The organism is Nonomuraea indica (genome assembly GCF_002850745.1).
In the GTDB taxonomy this organism is placed as follows: domain Bacteria; phylum Actinomycetota; class Actinomycetes; order Streptosporangiales; family Streptosporangiaceae; genus Nonomuraea; species Nonomuraea indica.
Map to the genome: position 1 here is coordinate 1 of NZ_KZ559484.1, position 25,842 is coordinate 25,842.

The window sequence follows — 25,842 nt, forward strand, 5'->3', positions numbered from 1 at the left end:
TAACACACTGTTGAGTTCTCAAGAAACGGACGCGTACTCCCCAGAACCTCAAGGAGGCGTTCATTTCGTTTTCCGTGCTCTTATTCTTTCAGCCCTTCCGGTTCGTGTCAAATTGACTCGATCCGGTCCGGAAGAAAGAAATCGGAGACGTCTTTCAATTTACCAGCCTCCAGGCGGTCCAGCGAACCGATCTTGGAGGCGCCCCCGAGCACAGCACAGCCACCTCAGATTGGGAGAGATGGGTTGTGCCGCACCGCGTCGGCTCCACAAGATTAGCAGCGCTCCCGACCACTCGAGACGTGTTCGCCCATCGCGAGGCCGCGGTCGGGTCACGGCCCGGTCCGGATCCCCAGCCATAGACTCCACACGTGAGCAGCATCAAGCCGCCAGTGGCGAAGAAGGTCCCGGCCGAGCGCACACACCACGGCGACACCGTGGTCGACGAATACGCCTGGCTCGCCGACAAGGAAGATCCCGACACGGTCGCCTACCTGGAGGCGGAGAACGCGTTCCTCAAGGAGCAGACCGCTCACCTGGCCGGCCTGCAGGAGCAGGTGTTCCAGGAGATCAAGGCCCGCACCCAGGAGACAGACCTGTCGGTGCCGAGCCGCAAGGGCGCGTGGTGGTACTTCAGCCGTACCGAGGAGGGCAAGCAGTACGCCGTCTCCTGCCGTCTGCCGGCCGACGGCGACACCCCGCCGGAGATCACGCCCGGCGTCCGGCTCGACGGTGAGCAGGTCGTCCTCGACGGCAACGAGCTGGCCGGCGACAGCCCCTACTTCTCGGTCGGCGTCAGCTCGATCTCCGCAGACGGCCGGATGCTCGCCTACTCCACCGACTTCACGGGCGACGAGCGCTTCACCCTGCGCTTCAAGAACCTGGAGACCGGTGAGCTGCTCGACGACGAGATCGAGGGCATCTTCTACGGCGGCGCCTGGTCCGCCGACGGCTCGGCGTTCTTCTACACGCGAGTGGACGACGCCTGGCGCCCGTACCAGGTCTACCGGCACATCCTCGGCACGCGGGACGACGTGCTGGTGTACGAGGAGGGCGACGAGCGCTACTGGGTGGGCATCGGCCTCACCCGCAGCGAGCGCTACCTGGTGTTGGGCGCGGGCAGCAAGATCACCAGTGAGGTGCGCATCCTCGACGCGGCCGACCCCACCGGCGAGTTCAGGGTCGTGCGCCCGAGGAAGGCCGGGGTCGAGTACGGCGTCGAGGACGCGGGCGACTTCTTCTACGTGCTGCACAACGAGAACGCCGAGAACTTCGAGCTGGCCACCGCCCCGCTCGACGACCCCGGCACCTGGACGCCGCTGATCGCCCACCGCGACGACACCAGGCTCCTGGAGATCGACGCGTTCGCCGGCCACGCCGTCGTCCACTTCCGGCGCGAGGGGCTCACCGGCATCCGCATCCTGCCGTACGGGCAGGCCGACACGGACGGGCAGGCCGACACGGACAGCGCGGCGAGCGGGCGGACGGCCGGTTGGCGCGAGCGGGCCGAGGTCGCCTGCGCCCGTGACTCCTACGAGATCGAGTTCCCCGAGCCGCTCTACAACGTCAGCCCGGCCGGCAACCCCGAGTTCGCCACGCGGCGGCTCCGGCTCAGCTACACCAGCATGGTCACGCCGCCCAGCGTCTACGACTACGACCTGGCCACGCGCGAGCTGATCCTGCTCAAGCAGCGCCCGGTGCTCGGCGGCTACGACCCCGGCGACTACGAGCAGGTCCGCGAGTGGGCCACCGCCGACGACGGGACGCGGGTGCCGATCTCGCTCGTCAGGCGCAAGGACACCGCCACGCCCGCGCCGACCGTCCTGTACGGCTACGGCAGCTACGAGACCTCGATCGACCCGGGCTTCTCCGTGCCGCGGCTGTCGCTGCTGGACCGCGGGTTCGTCTTCGCCGTGGCGCACGTCAGGGGCGGCGGCGAGATGGGCCGCCGCTGGTACGAGGAGGGCAAGCTCACCCGCAAGCGCAACACGTTCACCGACTTCGTGGCCGCGGCCGGGCACCTGAAGCAGGCCGGTTGGAGTGAGCGGATCGTCGCCAGGGGCGGGTCGGCGGGCGGGCTGCTGATGGGCGCGGTCGCCAATCTGGCGCCGGAGAGGTTCGCGGGCGTGGTGGCCGAGGTGCCGTTCGTCGACGCGCTCAACACCATCCTCGACCCGTCGCTGCCGCTGACCGTGATCGAGTGGGACGAGTGGGGCGATCCGCTGCACGACGCCGACGTCTACGCGTACATGAAGAGCTACACGCCGTACGAGAACGTGGACGGCCGGCGCTACCCGCCGATCCTGGCGATCACCAGCCTGAACGACACGCGGGTGCTCTACCACGAGCCCGCCAAGTGGATCGCCCGGCTGCGTGCCACGGCGCAGGGCGGCCCGTTCCTGCTCAAGACCGAGATGGGGGCCGGGCACGGTGGGCGCAGCGGGCGCTACGACGCCTGGCGCGAGGAGGCGTTCGCGCTGTCGTGGATCATCGAGAAGGGACGCGGAGCATGACCTACCAGCCCGACGACCGCCGCTACGAACGCCAGCCGTACAACCGGAGCGGACGCAGCGGCCTGCGGCTCCCGGCCGTGTCCCTGGGGCTGTGGCACAACTTCGGCGACGACCGGCCGGTGGCGAACTCCCGCGCCATCCTGCGCCGGGCGTTCGACCTGGGTGTCACGCACTTCGACCTGGCCAACAACTACGGCGTGCCGTACGGCTCGGCCGAGCGCACCTTCGGCCGGATCTTCCGCGAGGACTTCGCCCGCCACCGTGACGAGCTGGTCATCTCCACCAAGGCCGGCTACGACATGTGGCCCGGCCCGTACGGCGAGTGGGGGTCGCGCAAGTACCTCCTGGCCAGCCTCGACCAGTCGCTGGAGCGGATGGGCCTGGAGTACGTCGACGTCTTCTACAGCCACCGGTTCGACCCGGACACGCCGCTGGAGGAGACGATGGGCGCGCTGGACCGGGCGGTGCGCTCGGGCAAGGCGCTGTACGCGGGCATCTCCAACTACACCCCCGAGCAGACGGCCCAGGCGGCGCGGATCATGCGGGAGCTCGGCACGCCCCTGCTCATCCACCAGCCCTCCTACTCGATGATCAACCGGTGGATCGAGAAAGGCCTGCTCGACACCCTGGAGGAGGCGGGCATGGGGTGCATCGTCTACTCCCCGCTCGCGCAGGGTCTGCTGACCGACCGCTACCTGGACGGCGTGCCCGCCGACTCGCGGGCGGCGACGAGCAGGTTCCTGTCCTCCGACGCGATCGATGCCGAGCTGGCCCGCGACCTCGACGAGGTCGCCAGGGGCCGGGGTCAGACGCTCGCGCAGATGGCGCTGCTGTGGACGCTGCGCGACCCGCGGGTCACCAGCGTGCTGATCGGCGCGAGCAGCGTCAGGCAGCTGGAGGACAACGTGGCCTGCGTGGACGGGCCGGCGTTCACCGAGGACGAGCTGGCCTCGATCGACAAGATCACCTCGCGCCGCGCCGCGTGACGGCTACAGGGCCTCGTGCCGCTGCAGGTAGGCGAACGAGGCCCAGCCGGGCAGCACCGGCAGCCAGAACGTGAGCAGCCGGTAGAGGAGCACCGCCGAGGCGGCCACCTCAGGGGTCAGCCCGGCGACGGTGAGCCCCAGCGTGAGCGACGCCTCGACCGCGCCCAGCCCGCCCGGGGTGGGCGCGGCCGAGCCGATGGCGTTGGCCGTCAGATAGACGACGGCGACGGTGGTGAACCCCATCGAGCCGCCGAAGGCGCCCACGCAGGCGTCGAGGCACACGATGAACGCCAGGGTGATCATCAGGGTGCCGACACAGGACTCGATCATCTTGGCCGGCGACTGGAGCACGTCGAGCAGCCGCGGCAGCACGTTGGAGAACAGCCGCCGCATCCGCTCGGTGACCAGGCGGCGCAGCCGCGGCACGCCCAGCAGGATGACGACCAGCACGGCGACGGCCAGCAGCGCCACGCCGAGACCGCGCGACGGCGTGAAGGAGTTGGCGGTGTTGGCTCCGGTGATGTAGGCGAACAGCAGCAGCAGCGCGATGTGGAAGACCAGCATGACGAGCTGCGAGGCGCCCACGCTGGCCATCGCCGACGCCGGATGGATGCCGCGTTTTTGCAGGTAGCGGGTGTTGATGGCGACGCCGCCGACCGCGGCGGGCGCCACGAGCTTGACGAACGAGGCCGCGAACTGCACGAGCACGGTCCGCCACAGCGGCAGCGGCTCGGGCACGAAGCCGCGCAGCATCAGCGCGGCGGCCACGAAGCTGACGAACGAGGCGACCAGCGCCAGCCCGGACCAGGCCCAGTTGGCCGTGGTCACCACCTGCACGACGTTGACGCGGCTGAGCTGTGACAGCAGGAAGTAGGCGGCCAGCGCGCTGGCGATGATCGTGACGAGGGTGCGCGGCCGGAACCTCTCCAGCCGGATCTCCTCGACCTTGCTCTGCGGCTTGAGCGCGACGATCTGCTCGCGCAGCGCGCCGAGCATGCCCTTGTCCTTGGCCAGGGCGGCTCGGGTCTCGCGGGTGAGCGCGATGCGCTGCAGCAGGGGCAGCGCGGCGGCCAGCGCGTCGGGGCCCATGACGGCGGCCGCGGTGCGCACCGAGCGTTCGGCGCCGACCCGCAGGGCGAGGTAGGTGAGGAGCTGGGCGACGTCGAGCCGGAGCAGCAGGTCGCCGGCCGCGATCTCGCCGCTGCGGGCGTCGGTCAGCACGACCCGGCCGGCCGCGTCGAGGTGGATGCCCTCGCCGGTGAGCCGCCGGTGGGCGAGGCGCTGGATCTGCAGCAGCGAGATCTGCTCCCAGATCTGGGCGAGGGTGTCGTCGGTGATCTCGTCGTCGGGCACCTCGTCGAGCGGGCGGGTGTCGAGGTGCTCGTAGGCGAGCAGCGCGGCCTCGGTGCCGATCTCGCTGGTGCCGAGCAGCCGTGGGGTGCTCGCGCCCGCCGCCTGGGTGGCGTACGCCATGAGGGCCTCGCGTTCGAGCTCGGCCCGCAGCGACCTGATGGCGCGGCGCCGGGTCTCGGAGTTGAGGCGGAAGCGCCGCCACAGCCGGTACGGCAGGCCGGCCACCTGGCGGTCGCGGTCGAGGACGGTGACGTCGAGGGTGGTGCCGTCCTTGAGCCCGACGGCGTAGCGGCGGCTGCCCTGGTGGTCGTCGTCGATGCGGCGGGCCGAGACGGGCGTGAAGGACAGCTTGCGCAGGGCGGTGAGCACCGCGTTGCCCGGGGGCCGGGTGTTGGGGCTGCCGACGCCGTACAGGGTGCCGTAGCCGATGGCCATGCCGATGAGCACGGTGATGATGCCGCCGACCAGGGTGATCTGGTAGCCGGTGAAGAAGGCGAGGACGTAGAGCCCGATCACGCCCCACATGAGGGCGCGCCAGGTGGGGCGCCGGGAGATGCGCACGGCGGTGGAGTAGGCGATGACGGAGGTCAGCAGCGTGTTGAGCGGCTCGATGTCGCGGTTGCCGGTCAGCAGCAGGCGCAGGTCCTCGGGGGCGGCCGTGACGGTCCACTGCCCGAGGAGGAAGGCCACGACCATGCCGAGGATGGCGGCCACCAGGCCCTCGGCGACGCGCAGCCCGTCGCGGTGGAAGACGCGCTCCACGGCGAAGGCGGCGGGCACGACGAGCAGCGCGGCGCCGCCGAGGAACGTCGCCACGCGGCTCAGCAGCTCGGGCAGCCGGGTCGCGCCCTCGGTGACGTCCTTCTCCAGCCCGTTGAGCGTCTGCTTGGCGACCAGGGCCAGCACGAGCACCCCGGTGATCGCGAGCAGGGTCGCCAGGAAGCGCAGCAGGTCGGAGGGGCGGCGCAGCCGCTGGGGCAGCAACGGTTCGACGACGTAGACGTCGCGATCGGCGCGCGCTTCCGCCTCGGCTGGATCCCGCACCGCGAGGTCCTCCGCGTCGTCACGTTCCCTGATATCGGCCACCGACAGCGATTCTGCACCTTTCCGGCCGGACCGTACGATCTTTGGTCTCCCTGCCCTGCGTGGGCCGCCGCGTCGCGAGGCAGGCTACACGGTGGGCCTTCTGCCCTTCACCTTCGATTTCTACCGTGTGCGGGGCCCGCGCGTGCCGCAGCGGCGTGGACGAATTTCGGGGGGTCGATGGCGCCGGGAGGCTGAACGTAGGCTGTGCCCCATGTCGGGTGAACTGAAGGTGCTGGGAGCCTGTCCGCTGGACTGCCCGGACGGCTGCTCGTGGGTCGTGACGGTCGAGGACGGCGCGGCCGTGAAACTGCGCGGCAATCCGGACCATCCCTACACCAGGGGCGCGCTCTGCGTGAAGGTCAACCGCTACCTGGAGCACACCCGGGCGGCGGACCGCATCCTGCATCCGATGCGCCGCACCGGCTCCAAGGGGTCGGGCCGGTTCGAGCGGATCAGCTGGGAGGAGGCGCTCGACGAGATCTCGGCGCGGTTGCTGGACATCGTCGAGGAGCACGGCGGCGAGGCCATCTGGCCGTACCAGGGCACCGGTTCGCTGGGCTACCTGCAGGGCTGCGAGGGCGTGGCGGGCCGGCGGTTCTGGAACGTGCTGGGCGCGTCCAAGCACTGGCTGAACATCTGCTCGGCCGCGGGCAGCGCCGGGCTGAGCCTGACGAACGGCACCCCGGGCGGCATGGACCCGGAGAACTTCGCACTGTCCCGGCTGATCCTGCTGTGGGGGACGAACACGCTGACCAGCGGCCACCATCTGTGGAAGTTCGTGCAGGACGCGCGGGCGAACGGCGCCCACGTGGTGGCCATCGACCCGATCCGCACGCGGACGGCCGACCAGGCCGACGAACACCTGGCGATCAGGCCGGGCACGGACGCGGCGCTCGCGCTGGGGCTGCTCAACGTGGTGCTGGCGGAGGGGGCGCAGGACGAGGAGTTCCTGGCGGCGCACACCCAGGGCTGGGCGGAGTTCCGCGAGGAGATCCTGCGTCACCCGGTCGAGCGGGTCGCCGAGATCACCGGCATCCCGGCCGCGGACGTCCACAGCCTGGGGATGCGGCTGGCGCACACCCGCCCGACGGCGATCAGGGCCACGATGGGCATCCAGCGGCACGAGGGCGGCGGCACCGCGATGCGGACGATCGCCGCGATCCCCGGCGTGACGGGCGACTGGCGTCACCCCGGCGGCGGGGTGGCCTACTCCACCAGCGGGCACGTGCACGTGAACATCGACACCCGCGACGACCTGCTGGCCGCGCCGGTGCGGACCCTGACCATGACCCGGCTCGCCTCCGAGCTGGACTCGGTGAAATGCCTGTGGGTGTACGGGGCCAACCCGGTCGGCTCCACCTCCGACACGGGCGCGATCAGGCGTGGGCTGGCCCGCGAGGACCTGTTCACGGTGGTGATGGAGCACTTCCCGACCGACACGGTGGACTACGCCGACATCGTGCTGCCGGCGACCATGCAGACCGAGCACGCCGACCTGCACGCCGGCTACGGCCACCTGTACCTGCAGTGGAACGAGCCGGCCGTGGAGCCGCCCGGCGAGTGCCTGTCGACCACGGAGACGTTCCGCCGGCTGGCCCGGCACATGGGCCTCACCGAGCCGTCGCTGTACGACTCGGACGTGGAGCTGGCCGAGCAGCTGCTGACGAGCGGCCACCCGTCGCTGGAGGGCGTCACGCTGGACCGGCTGCGCAAGGAGGGCTGGGTGCGGCTCAACTATCCGCGGCCGTTCGCCCCGTTCGCCGAGGGCTTCCCGACGCCGTCGGGGCGGCTGCGCTTCCCGCCGCCGGGCAGGGCGTACGTGCCGTCCCGGTCCGCGCGGGAGGCCGGCCGGTCCCCGTACCCGTTGACGCTGATCACTCCGGCCTCGCACGTGTTCCTCAACACGACCTTCGGCAACAACCCGGAGCTGCGGCGCCGGGCCAAGGAACCGGTGGTGCTGGTGCATCCGGCCGACGCCGCCGAGCGGGGGCTGGTGAGCGGGCAGCGGGTGCGGGTGCACAACGCCGGCGGGGAGTTCCTGGCCGACGTGGAGGTGAGCGACCGGGTGGCGCGCGGGGTGGTGGCCGCCCCGAAGGGGCACTGGCCCAAGCTGAGCCCCGGCGGCGCGAACCCGAACGCGGTCGTCGAGGAGCGTGACGCCGACCTGGGACGGGGCGCGGTCTACCACGACAACCTGGTCGAGCTCAGCCCTTGTGCCGGTCCATGAACGTGAGGATGCGGTCGAGCGCCTCGGCGGCGTGAGGGGTGCGGAACAGCTCCGAGGCGTGCGTGCTCTCCCCCTTGACGATCAGGAGCTCGTTGGCCGGGGCCTTGGTGGCGGCGTCGTGGGCGGGCTGGAGGTCCTCGGCGCCGCCGTAGCCGTCGTGCTCGGTGCCGATCTGCAGCAGCGGGACGGTGATCCGGGCGGCGTCCGCCGGGTCGATCGCGCCTGAGAGGGCGACGATGCCGGCCGTCCGGCCGCCGAACTTCTCCGCGGCCAGGGGGGCCGTGGTGGCGGCGATGGAGCCGCCGACGAAGAACAGCCGCTTGACGCCCTTCTCCTTGGCCAGCCGCTTGGCCATGGCGACGGTCACGTCCTCCGGCGGTTTGGTGCTGTCGCGGGCGTACAGGAGCACCCGGTAGCCCGCCGCGACGAGGCGGTCGGAGAGTGGGCGCCAGGTGCACACGTTGCCGTTGCGCTCGTAGGTGATCACCACCCCCACCTCGCCGCGGCCGGTGATGACGCCGGGCAGGTCGTCGGCGCCGTGGGAGAAGATCTTGCCGTCCTTCTCGGTGAAGCAGCCGCTGACGTTGGGGCCGGTGATCTGCGGCGTGGGTGTCGGCGCCGAGGGGGCGGCCGACGTCGGGGTCGGTGTCGGGGTCGGCGTCGCGGGGGCTGCGACGCTCCCCGTGGAGGGGCTGACCGAGCCCCCGCAGGCGGTCAGCACGACCACGAGTCCGAGCGATCCGGCGATCTTGCGCATGCCGCCACTATGTCACAACTGACATAGTGGCGGAAGACTATCCTGGGCCACGATGACCTCGACGCTTGGTTTCGCGATCCTCGCCGTGCTGGCCCGCGGGGAGCGCACCGGATACGACATCGCCACCGCCATGCGGCGGCCGATCGCCTTCTTCTGGACGGCCCGCCACAGCCAGATCCACGCCGAGCTGCAGAAGCTGCTGGCGGCCGGGTTCGTCGGCTACGAGGCCCGGCAGGGACCGGGCCCGCAGGGCAAGAAGGTCTACCACGTCACGGCCGAGGGCTCGCTGGCCCTGCGCGAGTGGGTGACCGAGCCGCCGCGCGAACGGCCGGAGCGCGACGAGCTGGTGCTGAAGACGTACGCGTCGTGGGTGGCGGGCCCGGCGGAGATCAGGCAGATGTTCGCCGACCAGCTCGCGGCGCACGAGGCACGGCTGGCCGAGTACGAGCGCGAGGGCGAGCTGATCGGGAAGCCGCCCGGGTTCGGCGACCCCCGGTTCGGCAACTACGCGGCGCTGCGGTGCGGGATCGGCTACGAACGGCACCGCGCGGAGTGGTGCAGGTGGATGATCGATCAGCTGAGCGAGAGCTTGAACCCCTCGTGGGAGGCCGCGAAGCCGAGCGAGCCGTAGAAGCGGTGTGCGTCGGTGCGCGACTTGTCGGAGGTGAGCTGCACCATCGCGCAGCCGCGGGCGCGGGCCCGGTCGACGGCCCACTGGATCATGCCGCGGCCGAGACCCCGGCCGCGGGCGGAGGCGGCGACCCGGACGGCCTCGATCTGGCAGCGTTCGGCGCCGAGCCTGGACAGGCCGGCCAGATAGGTGAGCTGCATGGTGCCGACGACCTCGCCGTCGCGCTCGGCGACGATCAGCTCGTCGTGGGGGTCGGCGTCGATGCGGGCGAACGCCGCGAGGTAGCGCTCGTCGTGGGGGTCGCCCTCACGCCGGGCGCCGAGCGGGTCGTCGGCCAGCATGGCGACGATCGCGGGCACGTCCGCGGCCGTGGCGTGCCGGAAGCTGACTGTCTCTGACATGCAGCGCATCATGCCAGAAACCGGCTTGACGCCTTTGCTGGTGTCGCGGTTGGCTGGCGCCCATGATTGAGATCCACGCCGTGACGATCGACGCCGCCGACCCGTACGAGCTGGGGAGCTGGTGGAGCCGGGCCACCGGCCTGCCGCTGGCCGACGACGACCAGCCGGGGGACGACGAGGTGATGCTGTGCACCGAGCAGGGGCCGTACGTGCTGTTCATCCGCGTCCCGGAGGGCAAGACGGTCAAGAACCGCGTCCACCTCGACGTCAACGGCACCGAGGGGCGCACGCGCGACCAGGAGGTCGCGCGGCTCGTCGAGCTGGGGGCGACCGTGTTCGACGACCGCCGCCAGGCCGACGGCACGGGGTGGGTGGTCATGCGCGACCCGGAGGGCAACGAGTTCTGCGTCTGCCGCAGCAAGGCCGAGCGCGAGGGCACTGTCTGACGTTCAGGAACCGGCTCGGCCCTTCATGGTGAGGGTCAGGATGCCGGCGATCAGGTAGACCAGCGCGCCGTGCCAGAGCGAGTGGAAGGCCGAGCCGAACACGCCCTCCTGGTCGAGGACGAGCTGCACGGGATAGTCCAGCACGGCGGTGATGCCGGCCGGGAGCAGCGCGAACTTCCACGGGTGGCGCAGCGCCCAGAGGCGGGCCTGCCTGGTGACCCGGTCACCGTCGTTCGGCCTGGCCACCGCGCCGACGGCGGCGATCAGCGCGAAGAGGCTGATGCCGAGCCCGAGCGCCCACACCAGGTCGGCGTCGCCCGGCAGGATCACGCCCATGCCGTAGCTGGCCGCCGTGACCACGCCACCACCGACGGCGGCGGCCTTCCACGGGGCGCCGCGCAGCGCGGCGCCGGACAGCGAGACTTCGTCGCGTCGGGTGATTTCGTTCATGGACCCAGACTGCCTCGCGGAGCACCCTGGTCACATCGGGGATTACCCCTGAAAAGTCCCCTACGCGGGTCACTCCCACCAGAGGGTGACCCAGCGGTCCCTGGGCAGCGGCCACATGCCGAGCGAGAGCGCGGTCTCGGCGACCTCCTCGGCCTGGCCGGGGTCGAGGCAGAGTCGGCGGCACGCGCTGGCCGCCAGGTCGTCCAGCGAGGCGAACCTGTCCAGCGGCGCCTCCCGCTCCTCCACGCGCACGTCGTAGCCGAGCGCCGCGGCGAGGGCGACGCAGTCCTCGGCGACGGGCCGCACCGGGCGGTCCACGCCGTGGAAGTGCTGCCACAGCGGGGTCATCCAGCTCATGGGGTGGCGGTGGCTCAGCTCGATGACCACCCGGCCGTCGGTGCGCTCGTCAAGGGCGCCGAGGAAGGCGGCCAGGTCGGGGACGTTGTAGACGACATGGCCGGCGACGGCCACGTCGGCCCGGGGCACCTGCCCGGCCACGTCGGGCCAGCGGCCCTCGATGGGAGTGCAGGCGACGCCCAGCTTGTCGGCCCGCAGCCCCAGCTCGGCCAGCATGCCCGGCGAGGGGTCGACGGCGTACAGCTCGCCGATGCGCCCGTGCAGGGGCAGCGACGAGGCTCCGGTGCCCGCGCCGACGTCGAGCAGGCGGCCGCCGTCGGGCAGCGCCTCGGCCAGGCGGGTCATCGTGGGGCCGTCGTCCGGTTCGGCCAGCGCCCTGTCGGTGCGCGCGGCGAAGCGGGCCGGCGAGTGACCCCACGGGTCCGCCGGTGCGGCGGCCAGGATCTTCTCGGGGATGGCCCAGGATTCGAGGCGTGCTCGCCAGCGGCGGGCGAGTTCTTCGGCATCCATGGAGACGAGCATGCCACGCATACCGGTGGTTACCCGCGGGTAGCATTCCTAGTAAGGTTACTAGCGAGTAGATAACGACCTCGGGTCAAGGAGATCAGCACCCATGGGCCACTACAAGAGCAACCTGCGTGACCTGGAGTTCAACCTCTTCGAGGTGTTCGGACGGCGAGAGATCCTCGGCACCGGGCCGTACGCGGACGTCGACGAAGACGTCGCCCGCGGACTGCTCGAAGAGGTCAACAGGCTGGCCACCGGTGTCCTTGCCGAGTCCTTCGAGGAGGGCGACCGCAACCCGCCCGTCTTCGACCCCGACAACCACACGGTGACCCTGCCGGCCGGCTTCAAGAAGTCGTACAAGGCGGTCGTCGACGGCGGCTGGACGCACCTCGACCTGCCCACCGAGCTGGGCGGCCCCGGCATCCCGCGCAGCCTCGCCTGGGCCACGGCAGAGATGATCCTGGGCGCCAACCCCGCCGCCTACATGTACGGCGCCGGCCCCAACTTCGCCTACACCCTGTGGCTGCTCGGCACCCCCGAGCAGAAGCGCTTCGCCGAGCTGGCCATGGAGCGCGACTGGGGCGCCACCATGGTGCTGACCGAGCCCGACGCCGGCTCCGACGTCGGCGCCGGGCGCGCCAGGGCGGTCCGGCAGCCCGACGGCACCTGGCACATCGAGGGCGTCAAGCGCTTCATCACCAGCGCCGAGCACGACCTGACCGAGAACATCTTCCACCTCGTGCTGGCCCGCCCCGAGGGCCACGGCCCCGGCACCAAGGGCCTGTCGATGTTCCTGGTCCCCAAGTACCACGTGGACCTGGAGACCGGCGAGCTCGGCGAGCGCAACGGCGTCTACGTGACCAACGTCGAGAAGAAGATGGGCCTGAAGGTCTCCACCACCTGCGAGCTCACCTTCGGCGACAGGCACCCGGCCGTCGGCACGCTGGTGGGCGAGGTGCACGAGGGCATCAAGCAGATGTTCATGGTCATCGAGCACGCCCGGATGATGGTCGGCACCAAGGCCATCGCCACGCTCTCCACCGGCTACCTGAACGCCCTGGAGTACGCCAAGTCCCGCAAGCAGGGCGCCGACCTGACCCGGATGGCCGACAAGGCCGCGCCGCGCGTCACCATCACCCACCACCCCGACGTGCGCCGCGAGCTGATGCTGCAGAAGGCGTACGCCGAGGGCATGCGGGCGCTCGTCCTCTACACCGCGACGTTCCAGGACGCCGTCCAGATGAACCCGGACGACGCCCACGCGCACGCGATGAACGACCTGCTGCTGCCCCTGGTCAAGGGCGTCGGCTCCGAGCGGTCGTACGAGCTGCTGGCCCGCTCCCTGCAGACGCTCGGCGGGTCGGGCTACCTGCAGGAGTACCCGATCGAGCAGTACATCCGCGACGCGAAGATCGACTCCCTGTACGAGGGCACCACCGCGATCCAGGGCCTCGACCTGTTCTTCCGCAAGATCCTGCGCAACCAGGGCGCCGCGATCGGCTCGCTGCTGGCCGAGATCAACGCCTTCGCCGCCTCCGAGGCGGGCAACGGCCGGCTCAAGGAGGAGCGCGCGCTGCTCGCCGAGGCCGCCGCCGACATCAAGGCCATGGGCGACACCATGGCCGGCTGGGCGCTCGGCTCGCTGGAGAAGCCGGAGGAGGTCTACAAGGTCGGCCTGAACACCACCCGGTTCCTGCTCGCCCTGGGCGACCTCGTCATCGGCTGGCTGCTGCTGCGCCAGGCCGAGGTCGCGCTGGCCCGCCTGGGCGAGGGCGACGACCCGTTCTACCGGGGCAAGGTCGCCGCGGCGTCGTTCTTCGCGACGACCGTGCTGCCCCGGCTGGCCGCCGAGCGCCGGGTGCTGACCGGCACCGGCCTGGACCTGATGGAGCTGCCGGAGGAGGCGTTCTAGCCTGCCCCGCCCGGCTTCCCCGTGCCGGTGACCGCCCGCTCCGCGAGCCCGGAGCGGGCGTTCGCCTCTTTCGGGCACCCGCGGGTGTGATCGCCTGTACCCGGGTATGACCGTGGGCGTACCTTGTCTTTCCCCACGGAGGTCGGCATGGGTGTCGGGGTCAGCATCTTCTTCCTCACGCTCGGTGCCATCCTGAGGTTCGCCATCGAGCCCGACGTGTTCGGTGACGCGGTCCACATGGACGTGATCGGGCTGATCTTCATGATCGTCGGTGGTGCGGGCATCGTGCTCAGCCTCGTACTGGCCCCGCGACGCGGCCACACCTCCGAGGACCGGCTGATGCGCCGCGAGAACCGCCCACCGGAAGTCTGAGGGAAGGGTCTCCCGCCGGCGGGCAATCACGGTTGTCCACGTTCCCCGGCAAGGGAGACCCTTGCATGACCATGTCCCTCGACGGGACGGTGGCCGACCCCGAGCGGTTCGCCACCGTCTTCGACGCCCACTACGAGGAGATCCGCCGCTACGTCGGCCGCCGGCTGGACCTCGACATCGCCGAGGACCTCGCCGCCGAGACCTTCCTCGTCGCCTTCCGCCGCCGCCACACCTTCGACCCGGCCAGGGGCGACATCCGGCCCTGGCTGTACGGCATCGCCACCAGACTCGTCGGCCGGCACCGCCGCGCCGAGGTGCGCCGCTACCGCGCCCTGGCCCGGTCCGGGCCGCCGCCGGACGGCGACGGCCACGACCAGCGGGTCGTGGACCGGGTGGCCGCCGGGGTCACCGTGCAGCGGCTCTCGGCCGCCCTGGCCGGCCTGTCCCGTGGCGAGCGCGACGTGGTGCTGCTCGTCGCGTACGGCGAACTGACCTACGACGAGGTGGCCGCGGCGCTCGGCATCGCCTACGGCACCGTCGCCTCCCGGCTGAGCCGGGCCAGGACCAAGCTCCGTGACGCTCTGGGGGTGGAGTTGTGATGAAGGACTTCCAGCTGATCGACGACGTGATGCCGGACGCGCCGCCAGCCGACCCGGCGCGGGCGATGGCCGTGCGCGCCCGGGTGCTCGGCGGGGCCCGCCGGACGCCCCGCTGGTCCTGGGCGCTCGCCGGCGCGGCTGTGGTGTCCGTCCTGGTCGCCGGTTTCCTGGCGATTCCCCGGCTGGGCGACGGCACCGTGCACACGGCGAGGATGTCCGACGCGGCCACCGTGCTCGACGTCGCGCTGGACCGCCTGGCCGCCCGGCCTTCCGGGAGCGGGGCGCGGTGGCGGCGCGAGACGCTGGAGGTGCACCTGAGCCGCCCGAAGGGCGCCTACACCGTCGAGCGGCGGATCAAGGACGTCGTCTGGCGCGACGGGGCGACCGTGCGGACGGAGCGGACGGACCTGTCGGCCGAACCGCTCACCGCCACCGACAGGCGAGCGTGGAAGGCCGCGGGATCGCCGCCGCTCTGCGCGGCCGAGGACCGGTGCCGCATCGGCAGCGCCAGGGTCGAGAGCCTCCCGGCCGACAGCGTCGGCTACCCGGTGGGACCGGCCGCACAGCTGCCCACCGACGCCGCGACGCTCAGACGGCACCTGCTGAGGCTCCACCCGCAGGGCGCCCCGGAGAGCCGGGAGAACTTCCTGTGGAACCTCGCCACGCATCTCCTCAAGGACATCGAGATCACCCCCGCCACGAGGGCCGCCGTCTGCCGCATGCTGGCGGCCTCCCCCGGGGTGACCGTGGTGGACGGGGTCACCGACGTCGAGGGCCGGGTGGGTGTGGCGCTGGTGCAGCCGCCGCGCGAGAACGACATGCAGGAGCTGATCCTGCTGGACCGCGAGAGCGGCGAGCTGCTGGGCTTGCAGGAGGCGCTGCTGAAGCCCAATCCGGAATACGCCGACATCCGGCCCGGCACGCCGTTCCGGTGGGAACTGATCAGGTCGCTCGGCTGGACGGACGAGGCGCCTACAGGCTGAGCTGGGCGGCGGCGCGGGTGGCCATGATCGGCTTGATGCGCTCCGCGATCACCGCCTGGTGCACCGGATGATCGCGGTAGGTCTCGAAGTCGGCCACGCTGTCGAAGTCGGCCACCACCGCGAAGTCATGGCCGCCCGGGCTGATGCCCGCGTCGGGGCCGACCGTGTAGGAGCGGATCTGCGGGATGGCGGCCGGCAGCTTGCGCAGCTCGGGCGCCACCGCCGCCTTCTGCTCGTCGGTGGCGTCCTCGGTCCAGGTGAACAGCACGACATGGCGAATCATGCGGCCACCCTACCGGCGCGCCGCTCCCCTGACCTGGGCCCGGGGAGCGGCGGCGTGTTCAGCTCCAGGCGAGCATGCGCAGCGGGTCCTCCAGCATGTCGCCCACGTCGCGCAGGAACAGCGAGCCCAGCTCGCCGTCCACGATGCGATGGTCGAACGAGAGCGACAGCGTCGTCACCTTGCGCACGGCCAGCTCGCCGTCCACCACCCACGGCATGTCCCTGACCTGGCCGAAGGCGAGGATGGCCGCCTCGCCCGGGTTGAGGATCGGGGTGCCGGTGTCGACGCCGAACACGCCCACGTTGGTGATCGTGAACGTGCCGCCCGCCATCTCGGCCGGTTGCGTGCGCCCGGCCCTGGCGGTCTCGGCGAGCTGCCCGAGGCGTCTGGCCAGCTCGGGCAGCGGCAGCTCGTGGGCGCCCTTGATGTTGGGCACCACGAGCCCGCGCGGGGTGGCGGCGGCGATCCCGAGGTTCACGTAGTGCTTGACCACGATCTCCTGGGCCGCCTCGTCCCAGGAAGAGTTGATCATCGGGTGCCGCCTGGCGGCGACCAGCACGGCCTTGGCCACCAGGAGCAGCGGCGACACCTTGACCTCGGCGAAGTCGGGCAGCGTGCGCAGCCGCCGGACCGCCTCCATGGTGCCGGTGACGTCCACCTGGAGGAACTCGGTGACGTGCGGCGCGGTGTACGCGCTGGCCACCATGGCCTGCGCGGTCATCTTGCGCACGCCCTTGATGGGGATGCGCTCCTCCCAGGCCTGCCCGGCCGGCGCCCCGGACTCCTGGCGCGTCGGCGCCTGGGGGGCCTGGGCCGCGGCGTGGACGTCCTCGCGGCTGATCGAGCCCTGAGGGCCGGTGCCGGTCAGCGTGGTGAGGTCCACGCCGAGGTCCTTGGCCAGCTTGCGCACCGGCGGCTTGGCGAGCACCGCGACCCGCGCGGTGGTCACCGGCCTGTCGGCCTCGGCCCGCGCCGGGCCTGCGACCGGCGCGGCCGGGACCGGCCGCGGCGCGGGGGCCGGCGCGGCCGGGACCGGCTGCGGGGCAGGGGCCGGCGCGGCCGGGACCGGCTGCGGGGCGGGGGCCGGCGCGCCGGACTGTCCGGCGTGGCCGGGCTTGCGGGCGCGGCGCTTGGTGGCGCCGGTCTTGACGCCGTAGCCGACCAGGACCGCCTGGCGCTCCTCGCGGGGCGCCGGGCTGCCGTGCAGGCCGGGCTCCACCGCGCCCTCGGGCGGCGGGCTGGGGACCATGTCGTCGGCCAGGGCCGCGCCCCGGCCCGTGGCGGCGCCGCCGTCCGCGCCCTCCGCCCCGGACACGGCGCCGGGGGCGCCGGCCGTACGGGAGGCGTCGGCGGGCGCGGCGCCTTCCTCGGCGGTGTCGACGGCGATGATCGGCACGCCCACGTCGACGGTCTCGCCCTCACCGGCCATCAGCCCGGCGACGACGCCGTCCCAGGGGATGGGCAGCTCGACGATGGACTTGGCCGTCTCGATCTCGACCACGATCTGGTTGACCTTGACCGCGTCGCCGTCCTTGACGTGCCAGCGGACGATCTCCGCCTCGGTCAGCCCTTCGCCGACGTCGGGGAGCTTGAACTCACGTCGCATGGAACCGGGTCCCCTCTCAGTAGCCGAAGGCGCGGTCGACGGCGTCGAGCACCCGGTCCAGGTCGGGGAGGTAGTGCTCCTCCAGCTTCGACGGCGGGTAGGGGGTGGAGAAGCCGCCGACCCGCAGCACCGGTGACTCCAGGTGGTAGAAGCACTGCTCGGTGATCCGCGCGGCCAGCTCGGCCCCGAATCCGCTGTTGACCGGGGCCTCGTGCACCACCACGACCCGGCCGGTGCGGCGGACGGAGTCCATGACGAGGGGAGCGTCGAGCGGGTTGAGCGAGCGCAGGTCGATGACCTCCAGGGAGCGTCCGTCCTCCTCGGCGGCCGTCGCGGCCTCCAGGCAGGTCTTGACCATGGGGCCGTAGGCGAGCAGCGTGGCGTCGGTGCCCTGCCGCACCACCTTGCCCTTGTCGAGGGGCGTCCACCAGTCGGTGGAGCCGGTGTCGATGTCGGCCTTCTCCCAGTAGCGGCGCTTCGGCTCGAAGAAGATCACCGGGTCGTCGCTCCGGATCGCCTGCTGGATCATGGAGTAGGCGTCGGCCGGGTTGGAGCAGGCCACCACGCGCAGGCCTGCGGTGTGGGTGAAGTAGGCCTCGGGCGACTCGCTGTGGTGCTCGACCGCGCCGATGCCGCCGCCGCACGGGATGCGCACGACGACCGGAAGCTTGATCGCGCCCAGCGAGCGCATCGGCATCTTGGCGAGCTGCGTGATGATCTGGTCGGCGGCGGGGAAGACGAAGCCGTCGAACTGGATCTCGCACACCGGCCGGTAGCCGCGCAGCGCCAGGCCGATCGCGGTGCCGATGATGCCCGACTCGGCCAGGGGGGTGTCGATCACCCGGTCCTCGCCGAAGTCCTTCTGCAGGCCGTCGGTGACGCGGAAGACGCCGCCGAGCTTGCCGACGTCCTCTCCCATGATGAGGACCTTGGAGTCGTCCTCCATGGCCTTGCGCATGCCCTCGTTGAGCGCCTTGGACAGGCTCAGGACGGTCATCGCTCGAAGCCCTCCAGGTAAGCGGCGAACTGGGCGCGCTCTTCGTCGATCAGGGGGTGCGGCTCGGTGTAGACGTGGTCGAACATGTCGAGCGGCTCGGGGTCGGGCATGGCCAGGCAGCGCCTGCGCAGGTCGGCACCGAGCTGGTCGGCCTCCGCCTCGACGGACTCGATGAACGCCTGGTCGGCCAGCTCGTTCTTGAACAGGTAGGACTTGACCCGCTCGATGGGGTCCTTGAGCTTCCACGCCTCCAGCTCGCTGGCCACCCGGTAGCGGGTCGGGTCGTCGGTGGTGGTGTGGGCGCCCATCCGGTAGGTGTACGCCTCGATCAGGGTGGGGCCATGGCCCTCGCGGGCGTTCTTGAGCGCCTGCCTGGTGACGGCGAGGCAGGCGAAGACGTCGTTGCCGTCGACCCGGATGCCGGGGAAGCCGAAGCCGGAGGCGCGGCGGTAGAGCGGGATGCGGGTCTGCTTCTCCAGCGGCTCGGAGATCGCCCACTGGTTGTTCTGGCAGAAGAACACGATGGGCGCGTTGAACACGCTGGCCCAGATGAACGACTCGTTGACGTCGCCCTGGGAGGTGGCGCCGTCGCCGAAGTAGGCGATCGTGGCGGCGCTCGCGTCGTCACGCTGGATGCCCATGGCGTAGCCGACCGCGTGCAGGGTCTGGCTGCCGATGACGATCGTGTAGAGGTGGAAGTTGTGCTCCTTGGGGTCCCAGCCTCCGTGGTTGACGCCGCGGAACAGGCCGAGGAGCTTGACCGGGTCCACGTCGCGGCACCAGGCCACGCCGTGCTCGCGGTAGGTGGGGAAGGCCATGTCGGCGTCGGTCAGCGCGCGGCCGGAGCCGATCTGCGCCGCCTCCTGGCCGAGGAGCGACGCCCAGATGCCGAGCTCGCCCTGCCGCTGCAGGGCCACGGCCTCCAGGTCGATGCGCCTGACGAGGACCAGGTCGCGGTAGAGGGACCTGACCTCCTCCGGCTTGAGGTCGATGTCGTAGTCGGGGTGCTCGACCCGCTCTCCCTCGGGGGTGAGCAACTGGACGAGCTCTGGGGGTGCTTCGGCACCACGAGAGGCGTCGGCGGTCACGTGCCACTCCTGTGCGGTCAGGGCCGGTGCAGATGGGGTTGCCATCGCATGCCGGCCTTTTGGGCGTCGGACCATGTGATGGTGGTTCGTACGCGTTTGGGGACATCGTGGCAGACGTCACAGCCCTCCGCGCAAGCCCCATGTCCACCCCGTTCCCGTTGTGCCGACCGCCACACGCACCGGTAGGCTGGCTTTCCCGACCCCACCCCGACCTGGTCCGATCCAGGCTGCACCCAGGAGGAACCCGTGGCCCGCGTCATCGTGGACGTCATGCTGAAGCCTGAGATTCTCGATCCGCAAGGCCAGGCGATCGCCCGCGCGCTGCCCCGGCTGGGCTTCTCGGGGGTCGCGGCGGTGCGGCAGGGCAAGCGTTTCGAGATCGAGCTCGACGGCCCCGCCGACGAGGCGGCCGTTTCGGACGTCCGAAAGATGGCCGAGACGCTTCTGGCGAACACGGTGATCGAGGACTACACCGTCCGGGTTGAGGGGTAGATCACCGCTTTCGGGCCCCAAGATTCCGCTACGCGGCTTACCACCGGGTTCCGGCGCGTTCTAACCCCACGAGCGTGCCAACACTAAATAACAACAACGTGATTTTGCGGTTAGCCCCGATTTCACGGGGAAACCTACTCCAGGTGACATTCCGGAGCCCGGAGGAGTCCGGTGGATATTGAGTTCTCGTTGGCACTGCCCCGGGACGCCATCGGCATACCGATGGTCAGGCGGGTGCTCGGCGATGCGATGCGCTCGCTCAACGTGAGCGAGACCTGCATCTCCGACATGCTGCTCGCCGTCTCCGAGGCGTGCTCCAACGCGGTGCGGCACGGGGGGCCCGCCAACCGCTACGAGGTGTCGGCGTCGATCGGCTACGGCCGCTGCGACGTACGCGTGGCCGACAGCGGAGGCGGGCTGCCGTCGATGCCGCTGCACTTCCCGCCCCCCGACACCGAGAACGGCCGCGGCCTGCTGATCATGCGGTCGGTGGTCGACGAGATCTCCTTCGGCATCACCCCGGGTCGTGGCACCACGGTCCACCTGCGCAAGCAGCTCGCCTGGGACGACGAGGCCGACGCCCGCCCCCGCCAGCTCGCCGCCGTCTGACCCGCCCGGCGAGGTGCATCCGGCCGCACCCGATAACCTGGGACTACCGCCCCCGTCCACCCCGAGGCGACGGTGGCGTGCGCATCCTCGAAGGGGACGACTGTCATGAGCGCTGCCCGTGTGGGCATTGTCACGTTTCCAGGCACACTCGACGACCAGGACGCCGCCCGAGCCGTGCACCTCGTGGGCGCCCAGGCGGTCCCGCTGTGGCACGCCGACCACGACCTCAAGGGGGTCGACGCGGTGTTCCTGCCGGGCGGTTTCTCCTATGGCGACTACCTACGGTGCGGCGCCATCTCGCGGTTCGCGCCGCTGATGGAGGAGCTCATCCCGGCCGCGCGGGCGGGCCTGCCCGTGCTGGGCACCTGCAACGGGTTCCAGATCCTGTGCGAGGCGCACCTGCTGCCGGGCGCCCTGACCCGCAACGCCTCCCTCCACTACGTCTGCCGTGACCAGCGCGTCCGCATCGAGCAGACCGGCACCGCCTGGACCTCCGCGTTCACGCCGGGCCAGGAGATCACGCTGCCGATCAAGCACGGCGAGGGCCGCTACGTGGCCTCCGCCGAGACGCTGGCCGAGCTGGAGGCCGGCGACCGCGTGGTGGTGCGCTACGTCGGCGGCAACCCCAACGGCTCCATGAACGACATCGCGGGCATCCGCAACGAGGCGGGCAACGTGGTCGGCCTCATGCCGCACCCCGAGCACGCCGTCGAGGAGTTGGTCGGCGCCCCGAGCACCGACGGCCTCGGCTTCTTCACCTCCATCCTCAAGAAGCTGGTGAACGCATGAGCACCGACTCCGTCAAGCGGGCCGAGAGCACTCCCGACGAGCCGATGCCCTTCGCCGAGCTGGGGATGAAGCAGGACGAGTACGACCGGGTCAAGGAGATCCTCGGCCGCCGTCCCACCGGGTCCGAGCTGGCCATCTACAGCGTCATGTGGTCCGAGCACTGCTCGTACAAGTCGTCCAAGGTGCACCTGCGCCAGTTCGCCACCAAGGCGCCCAAGTCCGAGGCGCTGCTCGTCGGCATGGGCGAGAACGCCGGCGTGGTGGACATCGGCGACGGCTGGGCCGCCACGTTCAAGATCGAGTCGCACAACCACCCGTCCTACGTCGAGCCGCACCAGGGCGCGGCCACCGGCGTCGGCGGCATCGTGCGCGACATCATGTCGATGGGCGCCCGCCCGATCGCCGTGATGGACTCCCTGCGCTTCGGCGCGGCCGACGCCGTGGACACCCGGCGGGTGCTGCCGGGCGTGGTCGAGGGCATCAGCCACTACGGCAACTGCCTGGGCCTGCCCAACATCGGCGGCGAGGTCGTCTTCGACCCCTGCTACATCGGCAACCCCCTGGTCAACGCCCTCTGCGTCGGCCTGCTGCGCAAGGACCAGATCAAGCTGGCCACGGCGCCCGGCCCCGGCAACAAGGTGGTCCTGTTCGGCGCCTCGACCGGCCCCGACGGCATCGGCGGCGCCTCCGTGCTGGCCAGCGCCACGTTCGAGGACGAGTCGCACGCCAAGCGGCCGGCCGTGCAGGTGGGCGACCCGTTCATGGAGAAGCTGCTCATCGAGTGCTGCCTGGAGCTGTACGCGGCCGACGTGGTCGTCGGCATCCAGGACCTCGGCGCGGCCGGCGTCTCCTGCGCCACCACCGAGCTGGCCGCCAAGGGCACCGGCGGCATGAGCGTCGACCTCAACCTGGTGCCGCTCCGCGACCCCTCGCTCAGGCCCGAGGAGATCCTCATGAGCGAGTCGCAGGAGCGGATGATGGCGGTCGTCCGCCCCGACGACATCCCGGCGTTCATGGCGATCTGCCAGAAGTGGGACGTCCCGGCCACCGTCATCGGCGAGGTCACCGACACCGGGCGGCTCGTGATGACGTGGGACGGCGAGGTGATCGTCGACATCCCGCCGGGCACCGCCGCCGACGACGGCCCCGTCTACGAGCGCCCCTACCACGAGCCCGCCGGGCAGGCCGCGCTCAACGCCGACACCCCCGACCGGCTGGAGCGGCCCGGCGACCTGGGCGCCACGCTGCTGCGGCTGCTCGGCTCGCCCAACCTCGCCTCCCGCGAGTGGGTGACCTCCCAGTACGACCGCTACGTCCGCTCCAACACGGTGCTGGCGCAGCCGGCCGACGCCGGGATGCTGCGCGTCTCCGAGTCGATGGCCGGAGCCGAGCCGACGACCCGCGGCATCGCGCTGGCCACCGACGGCAACGGCCGCTACGCCAAGCTCGACCCGTACGCGGGGGCGCAGCTCGCGCTGGCCGAGGCGTACCGCAACGTCGCCGTGACCGGAGCGCGGCCGCTGGCCGTGACCAACTGCCTCAACTTCGGCTCCCCCGAGGACCCTGAGGTCATGTGGCAGTTCGCCGAGGCGGTGCGCGGCCTGGCCGACGCCTGCCGGGCCCTCGGCGTGCCGGTCACCGGCGGCAACGTGTCCTTCTACAACCAGACCGGCTCCACCGCCGTCAACCCGACCCCCGTCGTGGGCGTGCTCGGCGTGATCGACGACGTCGCCAGGCGCGTCGGCTCGGGCTTCACCGCCGAAGGGCTGCGGGTCGCGCTGCTCGGCGAGACCCGGGAGGAGTTCGGCGGCTCGGAGTGGGCGCACGTCGTCCACGGCCACCTCGGCGGGCTGCCGCCCGTGGCCGACCTGGAGGCCGAGCAGGCCCTGGCGGCCGTCATGGTCGAGGCGGCCCGGCGCGGGCTCGTCGAGGGCTCCCACGACCTGTCCGACGGCGGCCTCGGCGTCGCGCTGGCCGAGGCGTGCCTGGCCCGCGGCGTCGGGGCGACGGTGACGGTCACCGGCGACCCGTTCACCGCGCTGTTCAGCGAGTCGGCGGCCAGGGCGCTGGTGGCGGTCCGGCCGGAGGCGTTCGAGGAGTTCGCCGCGCTGTGCGCCGAGCACGACGTGCCCTGCTACGGGCTCGGCACGACGGGCGGCGCGTCGCTCGTCGTGGAGGGCGTGCTGGAGGTTCCGGTCGCCGAGCTGCGCGACAAGCACGCGGCCACGCTGCCGGCCCTGTTCGGCTGACGGGCTCTCGCGGAAGGGCCGGCACGGGTTTCCCGTGCCGGCCCTTCCCCGTAAAAGGACGCGGTGTGCCGTCGAGCCGGCCGTGGATAATCGGGACCGTGCCGACGGAAAGCCCCTACCTCCCGCCCGCCACGCAGCCGGTCCGGGGAGTCGTCTGGGCCATCCACCTTGTGCTGCCCATGCTGGGGCTCTGGCTGTTGCTGGCCGAGCCCGACCTGAACGTCGAGTGGCACCACAACTCCAGCCACTTCTGGATGATCCTCGCCGTGGCCGGCGTCAACGTGGCGCTCGGCATGCTGATCAGCGAGGCGTCGCGCCGCAGGCAGGACGCCCGCCTGTTCCTCGTGTCGATGGTGTTCCTGGCCAGTGCTGGGTTCTTCTTCATGCACGGGCTCGCCACGCCGACGATCATCCTGCCCACCGGGTCGCTGGGGTTCGACCTCGGCCAGCAGGTCGGGCTCACCATCGCGTCGGGCTTCGCGTTCGCCTCGGCGCTGCCGCTGGGTGAGCGGGCGGCGCGGGCCGTGCTGTCCGCCCAGCACGTGATCCGGGGCGTCCTCGTCGGATTCATGATCCTGTGGGGCTTCGGCTCCCTCGTCGACGGGCTGACCCCGCTCAGCGAGCCGCCGCTGGGCGGGTTCCACGCGTGGGTGGCCTGGGCGGCGCTGCCCGGCCTGGTGCTGTACGTCGCGGCGACGGTGATGATGTTCCGGCTGCACCGCGGCCGGCCGTCGGCCATGCTGGTCAGCCTGCTCACCGCGTACGCGCTGCTCGCCGAGACCATGGTGGCCGGGATGTCGCAGCTCAACTGGCACCTGACGTGGTGGCTGTGGCACGTGCTGCTGACGTTCGCGTTCGGGTTCGTCGCCTACAGCGCCTACCTGCAGTTCAGGCGCGAGGGGTCCAGTGCGGGCCTGTTCGACTCGGTGACGCTCTCGGCGACCGTGGCCCGCATCCAGCAGCAGTACGACGAGGCGCTGGAGGAACTCGTCGAGCACGTGCGGCGGGGCGAGCCGATGGCGGCGACCCGGCTGTCGGGCAAGTTCCGGCTCAACGAGGGCCAGGCGGCGGTCCTCGACCGGGCCGGCCAGGCGCTGGCGAACGAGCGGGAGCTGTCCGGACGCCTCGGCGCGCTGGTCGCCGTGAGCGCGCACACCCGCGTCGGCCTGCCGGAGACCGAGCTGCTCGCCGGGGCGCTGGAGCGGGTGCGCCAGGCGTTCGGCGACGTGCGGATCGGCCTGGTGTCCGAGGGCCGCACCCACATCGGCTCGCGCTCGTACGCCTTCGACGGCGACGAGCCCGTCCGGCGCGGCGAGCTGCTGGCGTTCCCGCTGACCGTGAAGGGCCGCCCGGCCGGGGCGCTGGAGGTGCCGGTCGGCCGCACCCCGCAGGACGAGGCGCTGGCCGCCACCCTGGCCGGGCAGCTCTCGCTGGCGCTGGAGAACGCCCGCCTCTACCAGGAGCTCGACACCCTCTTCCGGCAGTACATGTCGCCCGACGTGGCCCAGGCCCTGCTCGCCGACCCCTCGCAGGCGGCCCTCGGCGGCCAGCTCAAGGAGTTGACCGCGCTCTTCGCCGACCTGAAGGGCTTCACGTCGTTCTCCGAGCAGGTGACGCCCGGCGAGATCGTCGAGATGCTCAACCGGTACCACACGGCCGCCGTGCCGTGCGTCCTCGACAACGGCGGCACGATCGTGCAGTTCGTCGGCGACGCGCTGCTCGCCCTCTTCAACGCCCCGGCCACGCAGGCCGACCACGCCGCGGCCGCCTGCCGGGCGGCGCTGGCCATGCAGCGGGCCGCCGCCGAGATCGCCGAGGAGGTCGCCTGGCAGCGGGCGGGCGACGTGGAGTGGCCGACGTTCCGGGTCGGGGTCAACACCGGGCCGGCGCTCGTGGGCAACATCGGCAGCCCCCGGCTGCGCGGCTTCAACGCGATGGGCGACTGCGTGAACGTGGCCGCCCGGCTCCAGGCGCTGGCCGAGCCCGGCACCGTCGTGATCGGCGGGACGACGCTGCAGCAGCTCGGCCGCGGCGCCAAGGCCACCCCCCTCGGCAGGCTGACCCTGAAGGGCAAGGAGGAGAAGGTCGCCGCGTACGTCCTGACCGAGCTGCCGTAACACGGTTGCGGCCGTTTGTGACGTGAAAGGCGGCC

At 71.6% G+C, this 25,842-nt stretch carries 23 protein-coding genes; 14 read left to right on the top strand and 9 right to left on the bottom strand.

The genetic code is table 11. The features are described from left to right. The first annotated feature begins 368 nt into the window (after positions 1–368). Positions 369–2,510, top strand: coding sequence for a S9 family peptidase (locus CXR44_RS32740; RefSeq protein ID WP_101790029.1), 2,142 nt, complete (start codon positions 369–371; stop codon positions 2,508–2,510). Continuing rightward, positions 2,507–3,496: an L-glyceraldehyde 3-phosphate reductase gene (mgrA, locus tag CXR44_RS32745; RefSeq protein WP_101790030.1), complete on the top strand. Its 990-nt coding sequence runs from the start codon at positions 2,507–2,509 to the stop codon at positions 3,494–3,496. The genes CXR44_RS32740 and mgrA overlap by 4 nt, the downstream gene beginning before the upstream one ends. A gap of 3 nt (positions 3,497–3,499) precedes the next feature. On the opposite strand, the gene CXR44_RS32750 is transcribed toward mgrA, so the two are convergent. Beyond that, positions 3,500–5,935 carry a lysylphosphatidylglycerol synthase transmembrane domain-containing protein gene (locus tag CXR44_RS32750; protein ID WP_245899700.1) on the bottom strand — a complete coding sequence of 812 codons (2,436 nt, stop codon included), beginning with the start codon at positions 5,933–5,935 and terminating at the stop codon, positions 3,500–3,502. A 211-nt stretch (positions 5,936–6,146) separates the two neighbouring features. Between CXR44_RS32750 and CXR44_RS32755 the strand changes: the two genes are divergently transcribed. Next, positions 6,147–8,162 (top strand): molybdopterin-containing oxidoreductase family protein, encoded by a 2,016-nt coding sequence (locus tag CXR44_RS32755; protein ID WP_101790031.1) that lies wholly within the window; start codon positions 6,147–6,149, stop codon positions 8,160–8,162. Here the strand turns inward: CXR44_RS32755 and CXR44_RS32760 are convergent. Beyond that, positions 8,140–8,919 (bottom strand): alpha/beta hydrolase, encoded by a 780-nt coding sequence (locus tag CXR44_RS32760; protein WP_180903818.1) that lies wholly within the window; start codon positions 8,917–8,919, stop codon positions 8,140–8,142. The genes CXR44_RS32755 and CXR44_RS32760 overlap by 23 nt on opposite strands. Positions 8,920–8,971: 52 nt before the next feature. Between CXR44_RS32760 and CXR44_RS32770 the strand changes: the two genes are divergently transcribed. After that, positions 8,972–9,550 carry a PadR family transcriptional regulator gene (locus CXR44_RS32770; RefSeq protein WP_101790034.1) on the top strand — a complete coding sequence of 193 codons (579 nt, stop codon included), beginning with the start codon at positions 8,972–8,974 and terminating at the stop codon, positions 9,548–9,550. Here the strand turns inward: CXR44_RS32770 and CXR44_RS32775 are convergent. After that, positions 9,493–9,951, bottom strand: coding sequence for a GNAT family N-acetyltransferase (locus tag CXR44_RS32775; RefSeq protein WP_101790035.1), 459 nt, complete (start codon positions 9,949–9,951; stop codon positions 9,493–9,495). The two genes, CXR44_RS32770 and CXR44_RS32775, sit on opposite strands and share 58 nt — an antisense overlap. 62 nt (positions 9,952–10,013) lie before the next feature. Here CXR44_RS32775 and CXR44_RS32780 point away from each other — a divergent pair, with 62 nt between their 5' ends. Continuing rightward, positions 10,014–10,397, top strand: coding sequence for a VOC family protein (locus CXR44_RS32780; protein ID WP_101790036.1), 384 nt, complete (start codon positions 10,014–10,016; stop codon positions 10,395–10,397). A gap of 3 nt (positions 10,398–10,400) precedes the next feature. Here the strand turns inward: CXR44_RS32780 and CXR44_RS32785 are convergent, their stop codons facing one another. Together CXR44_RS32785 and CXR44_RS32790 are read right to left on the bottom strand one after the other, a co-directional pair. Beyond that, the gene (locus tag CXR44_RS32785) at positions 10,401–10,847 is read right to left on the bottom strand and encodes a hypothetical protein (RefSeq protein ID WP_245899701.1); all 447 of its coding nucleotides are present in this window, start codon (positions 10,845–10,847) and stop codon (positions 10,401–10,403) included. A gap of 69 nt (positions 10,848–10,916) precedes the next feature. Then, a complete protein-coding gene (locus CXR44_RS32790; protein WP_245899703.1) occupies positions 10,917–11,714 on the bottom strand; it encodes a class I SAM-dependent methyltransferase in 798 nt (265 codons plus the stop codon). A gap of 103 nt (positions 11,715–11,817) precedes the next feature. Between CXR44_RS32790 and CXR44_RS32795 the strand changes: the two genes are divergently transcribed. From CXR44_RS32795 to CXR44_RS32810, 4 genes are all read left to right on the top strand, one after another. Further along, positions 11,818–13,623, top strand: coding sequence for an acyl-CoA dehydrogenase (locus CXR44_RS32795; protein ID WP_101790038.1), 1,806 nt, complete (start codon positions 11,818–11,820; stop codon positions 13,621–13,623). A gap of 147 nt (positions 13,624–13,770) precedes the next feature. Continuing rightward, on the top strand, positions 13,771–13,995 hold the full coding sequence (locus CXR44_RS32800; RefSeq protein ID WP_101790039.1) for a hypothetical protein: 225 nt from the start codon (positions 13,771–13,773) through the stop codon (positions 13,993–13,995). Positions 13,996–14,060: 65 nt separating this feature from the next. Then, positions 14,061–14,594 (top strand): RNA polymerase sigma factor, encoded by a 534-nt coding sequence (locus tag CXR44_RS32805; protein ID WP_101790040.1) that lies wholly within the window; start codon positions 14,061–14,063, stop codon positions 14,592–14,594. Continuing rightward, a complete protein-coding gene (locus CXR44_RS32810; RefSeq protein WP_101790041.1) occupies positions 14,594–15,577 on the top strand; it encodes a hypothetical protein in 984 nt (327 codons plus the stop codon). Before CXR44_RS32805 ends, CXR44_RS32810 begins: the two co-directional genes overlap by 1 nt. Here the strand turns inward: CXR44_RS32810 and CXR44_RS32815 are convergent. The 4 genes from CXR44_RS32815 to pdhA are packed head-to-tail and all read right to left on the bottom strand — an operon-like array spanning position 15,567 to position 19,551. After that, a complete protein-coding gene (locus CXR44_RS32815; protein WP_101790042.1) occupies positions 15,567–15,860 on the bottom strand; it encodes a Dabb family protein in 294 nt (97 codons plus the stop codon). The genes CXR44_RS32810 and CXR44_RS32815 overlap by 11 nt on opposite strands. 58 nt (positions 15,861–15,918) lie before the next feature. Further along, entirely contained in the window at positions 15,919–17,466 is a 1,548-nt protein-coding gene (locus CXR44_RS32820) for a dihydrolipoamide acetyltransferase family protein (protein ID WP_101790043.1), read from the bottom strand. 16 nt (positions 17,467–17,482) lie between these two features. Continuing rightward, entirely contained in the window at positions 17,483–18,463 is a 981-nt protein-coding gene (locus tag CXR44_RS32825) for an alpha-ketoacid dehydrogenase subunit beta (RefSeq protein ID WP_101790044.1), read from the bottom strand. Further along, entirely contained in the window at positions 18,460–19,551 is a 1,092-nt protein-coding gene (pdhA, locus tag CXR44_RS32830; protein ID WP_101790045.1) for a pyruvate dehydrogenase (acetyl-transferring) E1 component subunit alpha, read from the bottom strand. The genes CXR44_RS32825 and pdhA overlap by 4 nt, the downstream gene beginning before the upstream one ends. A 246-nt stretch (positions 19,552–19,797) precedes the next feature. Between pdhA and purS the strand changes: the two genes are divergently transcribed. The 5 genes from purS to CXR44_RS32855 all read left to right on the top strand — a co-directional run bounded on the left by purS (position 19,798) and on the right by CXR44_RS32855 (position 25,807). After that, positions 19,798–20,043 carry a phosphoribosylformylglycinamidine synthase subunit PurS gene (gene purS, locus CXR44_RS32835; RefSeq protein ID WP_101790046.1) on the top strand — a complete coding sequence of 82 codons (246 nt, stop codon included), beginning with the start codon at positions 19,798–19,800 and terminating at the stop codon, positions 20,041–20,043. 171 nt (positions 20,044–20,214) lie between these two features. Further along, positions 20,215–20,652: an ATP-binding protein gene (locus CXR44_RS32840; protein ID WP_245899705.1), complete on the top strand. Its 438-nt coding sequence runs from the start codon at positions 20,215–20,217 to the stop codon at positions 20,650–20,652. Between the two features lie 105 nt (positions 20,653–20,757). Further along, positions 20,758–21,441, top strand: coding sequence for a phosphoribosylformylglycinamidine synthase subunit PurQ (gene purQ / locus CXR44_RS32845; protein WP_101790048.1), 684 nt, complete (start codon positions 20,758–20,760; stop codon positions 21,439–21,441). Continuing rightward, positions 21,438–23,690 (top strand): phosphoribosylformylglycinamidine synthase subunit PurL, encoded by a 2,253-nt coding sequence (purL, locus tag CXR44_RS32850; protein ID WP_101790049.1) that lies wholly within the window; start codon positions 21,438–21,440, stop codon positions 23,688–23,690. Before purQ ends, purL begins: the two co-directional genes overlap by 4 nt. A 98-nt stretch (positions 23,691–23,788) precedes the next feature. Beyond that, positions 23,789–25,807, top strand: a complete 2,019-nt coding sequence (locus CXR44_RS32855; RefSeq protein WP_245899707.1) for an adenylate/guanylate cyclase domain-containing protein — start codon at positions 23,789–23,791, stop codon at positions 25,805–25,807. Positions 25,808–25,842: the final 35 nt, after the last annotated feature.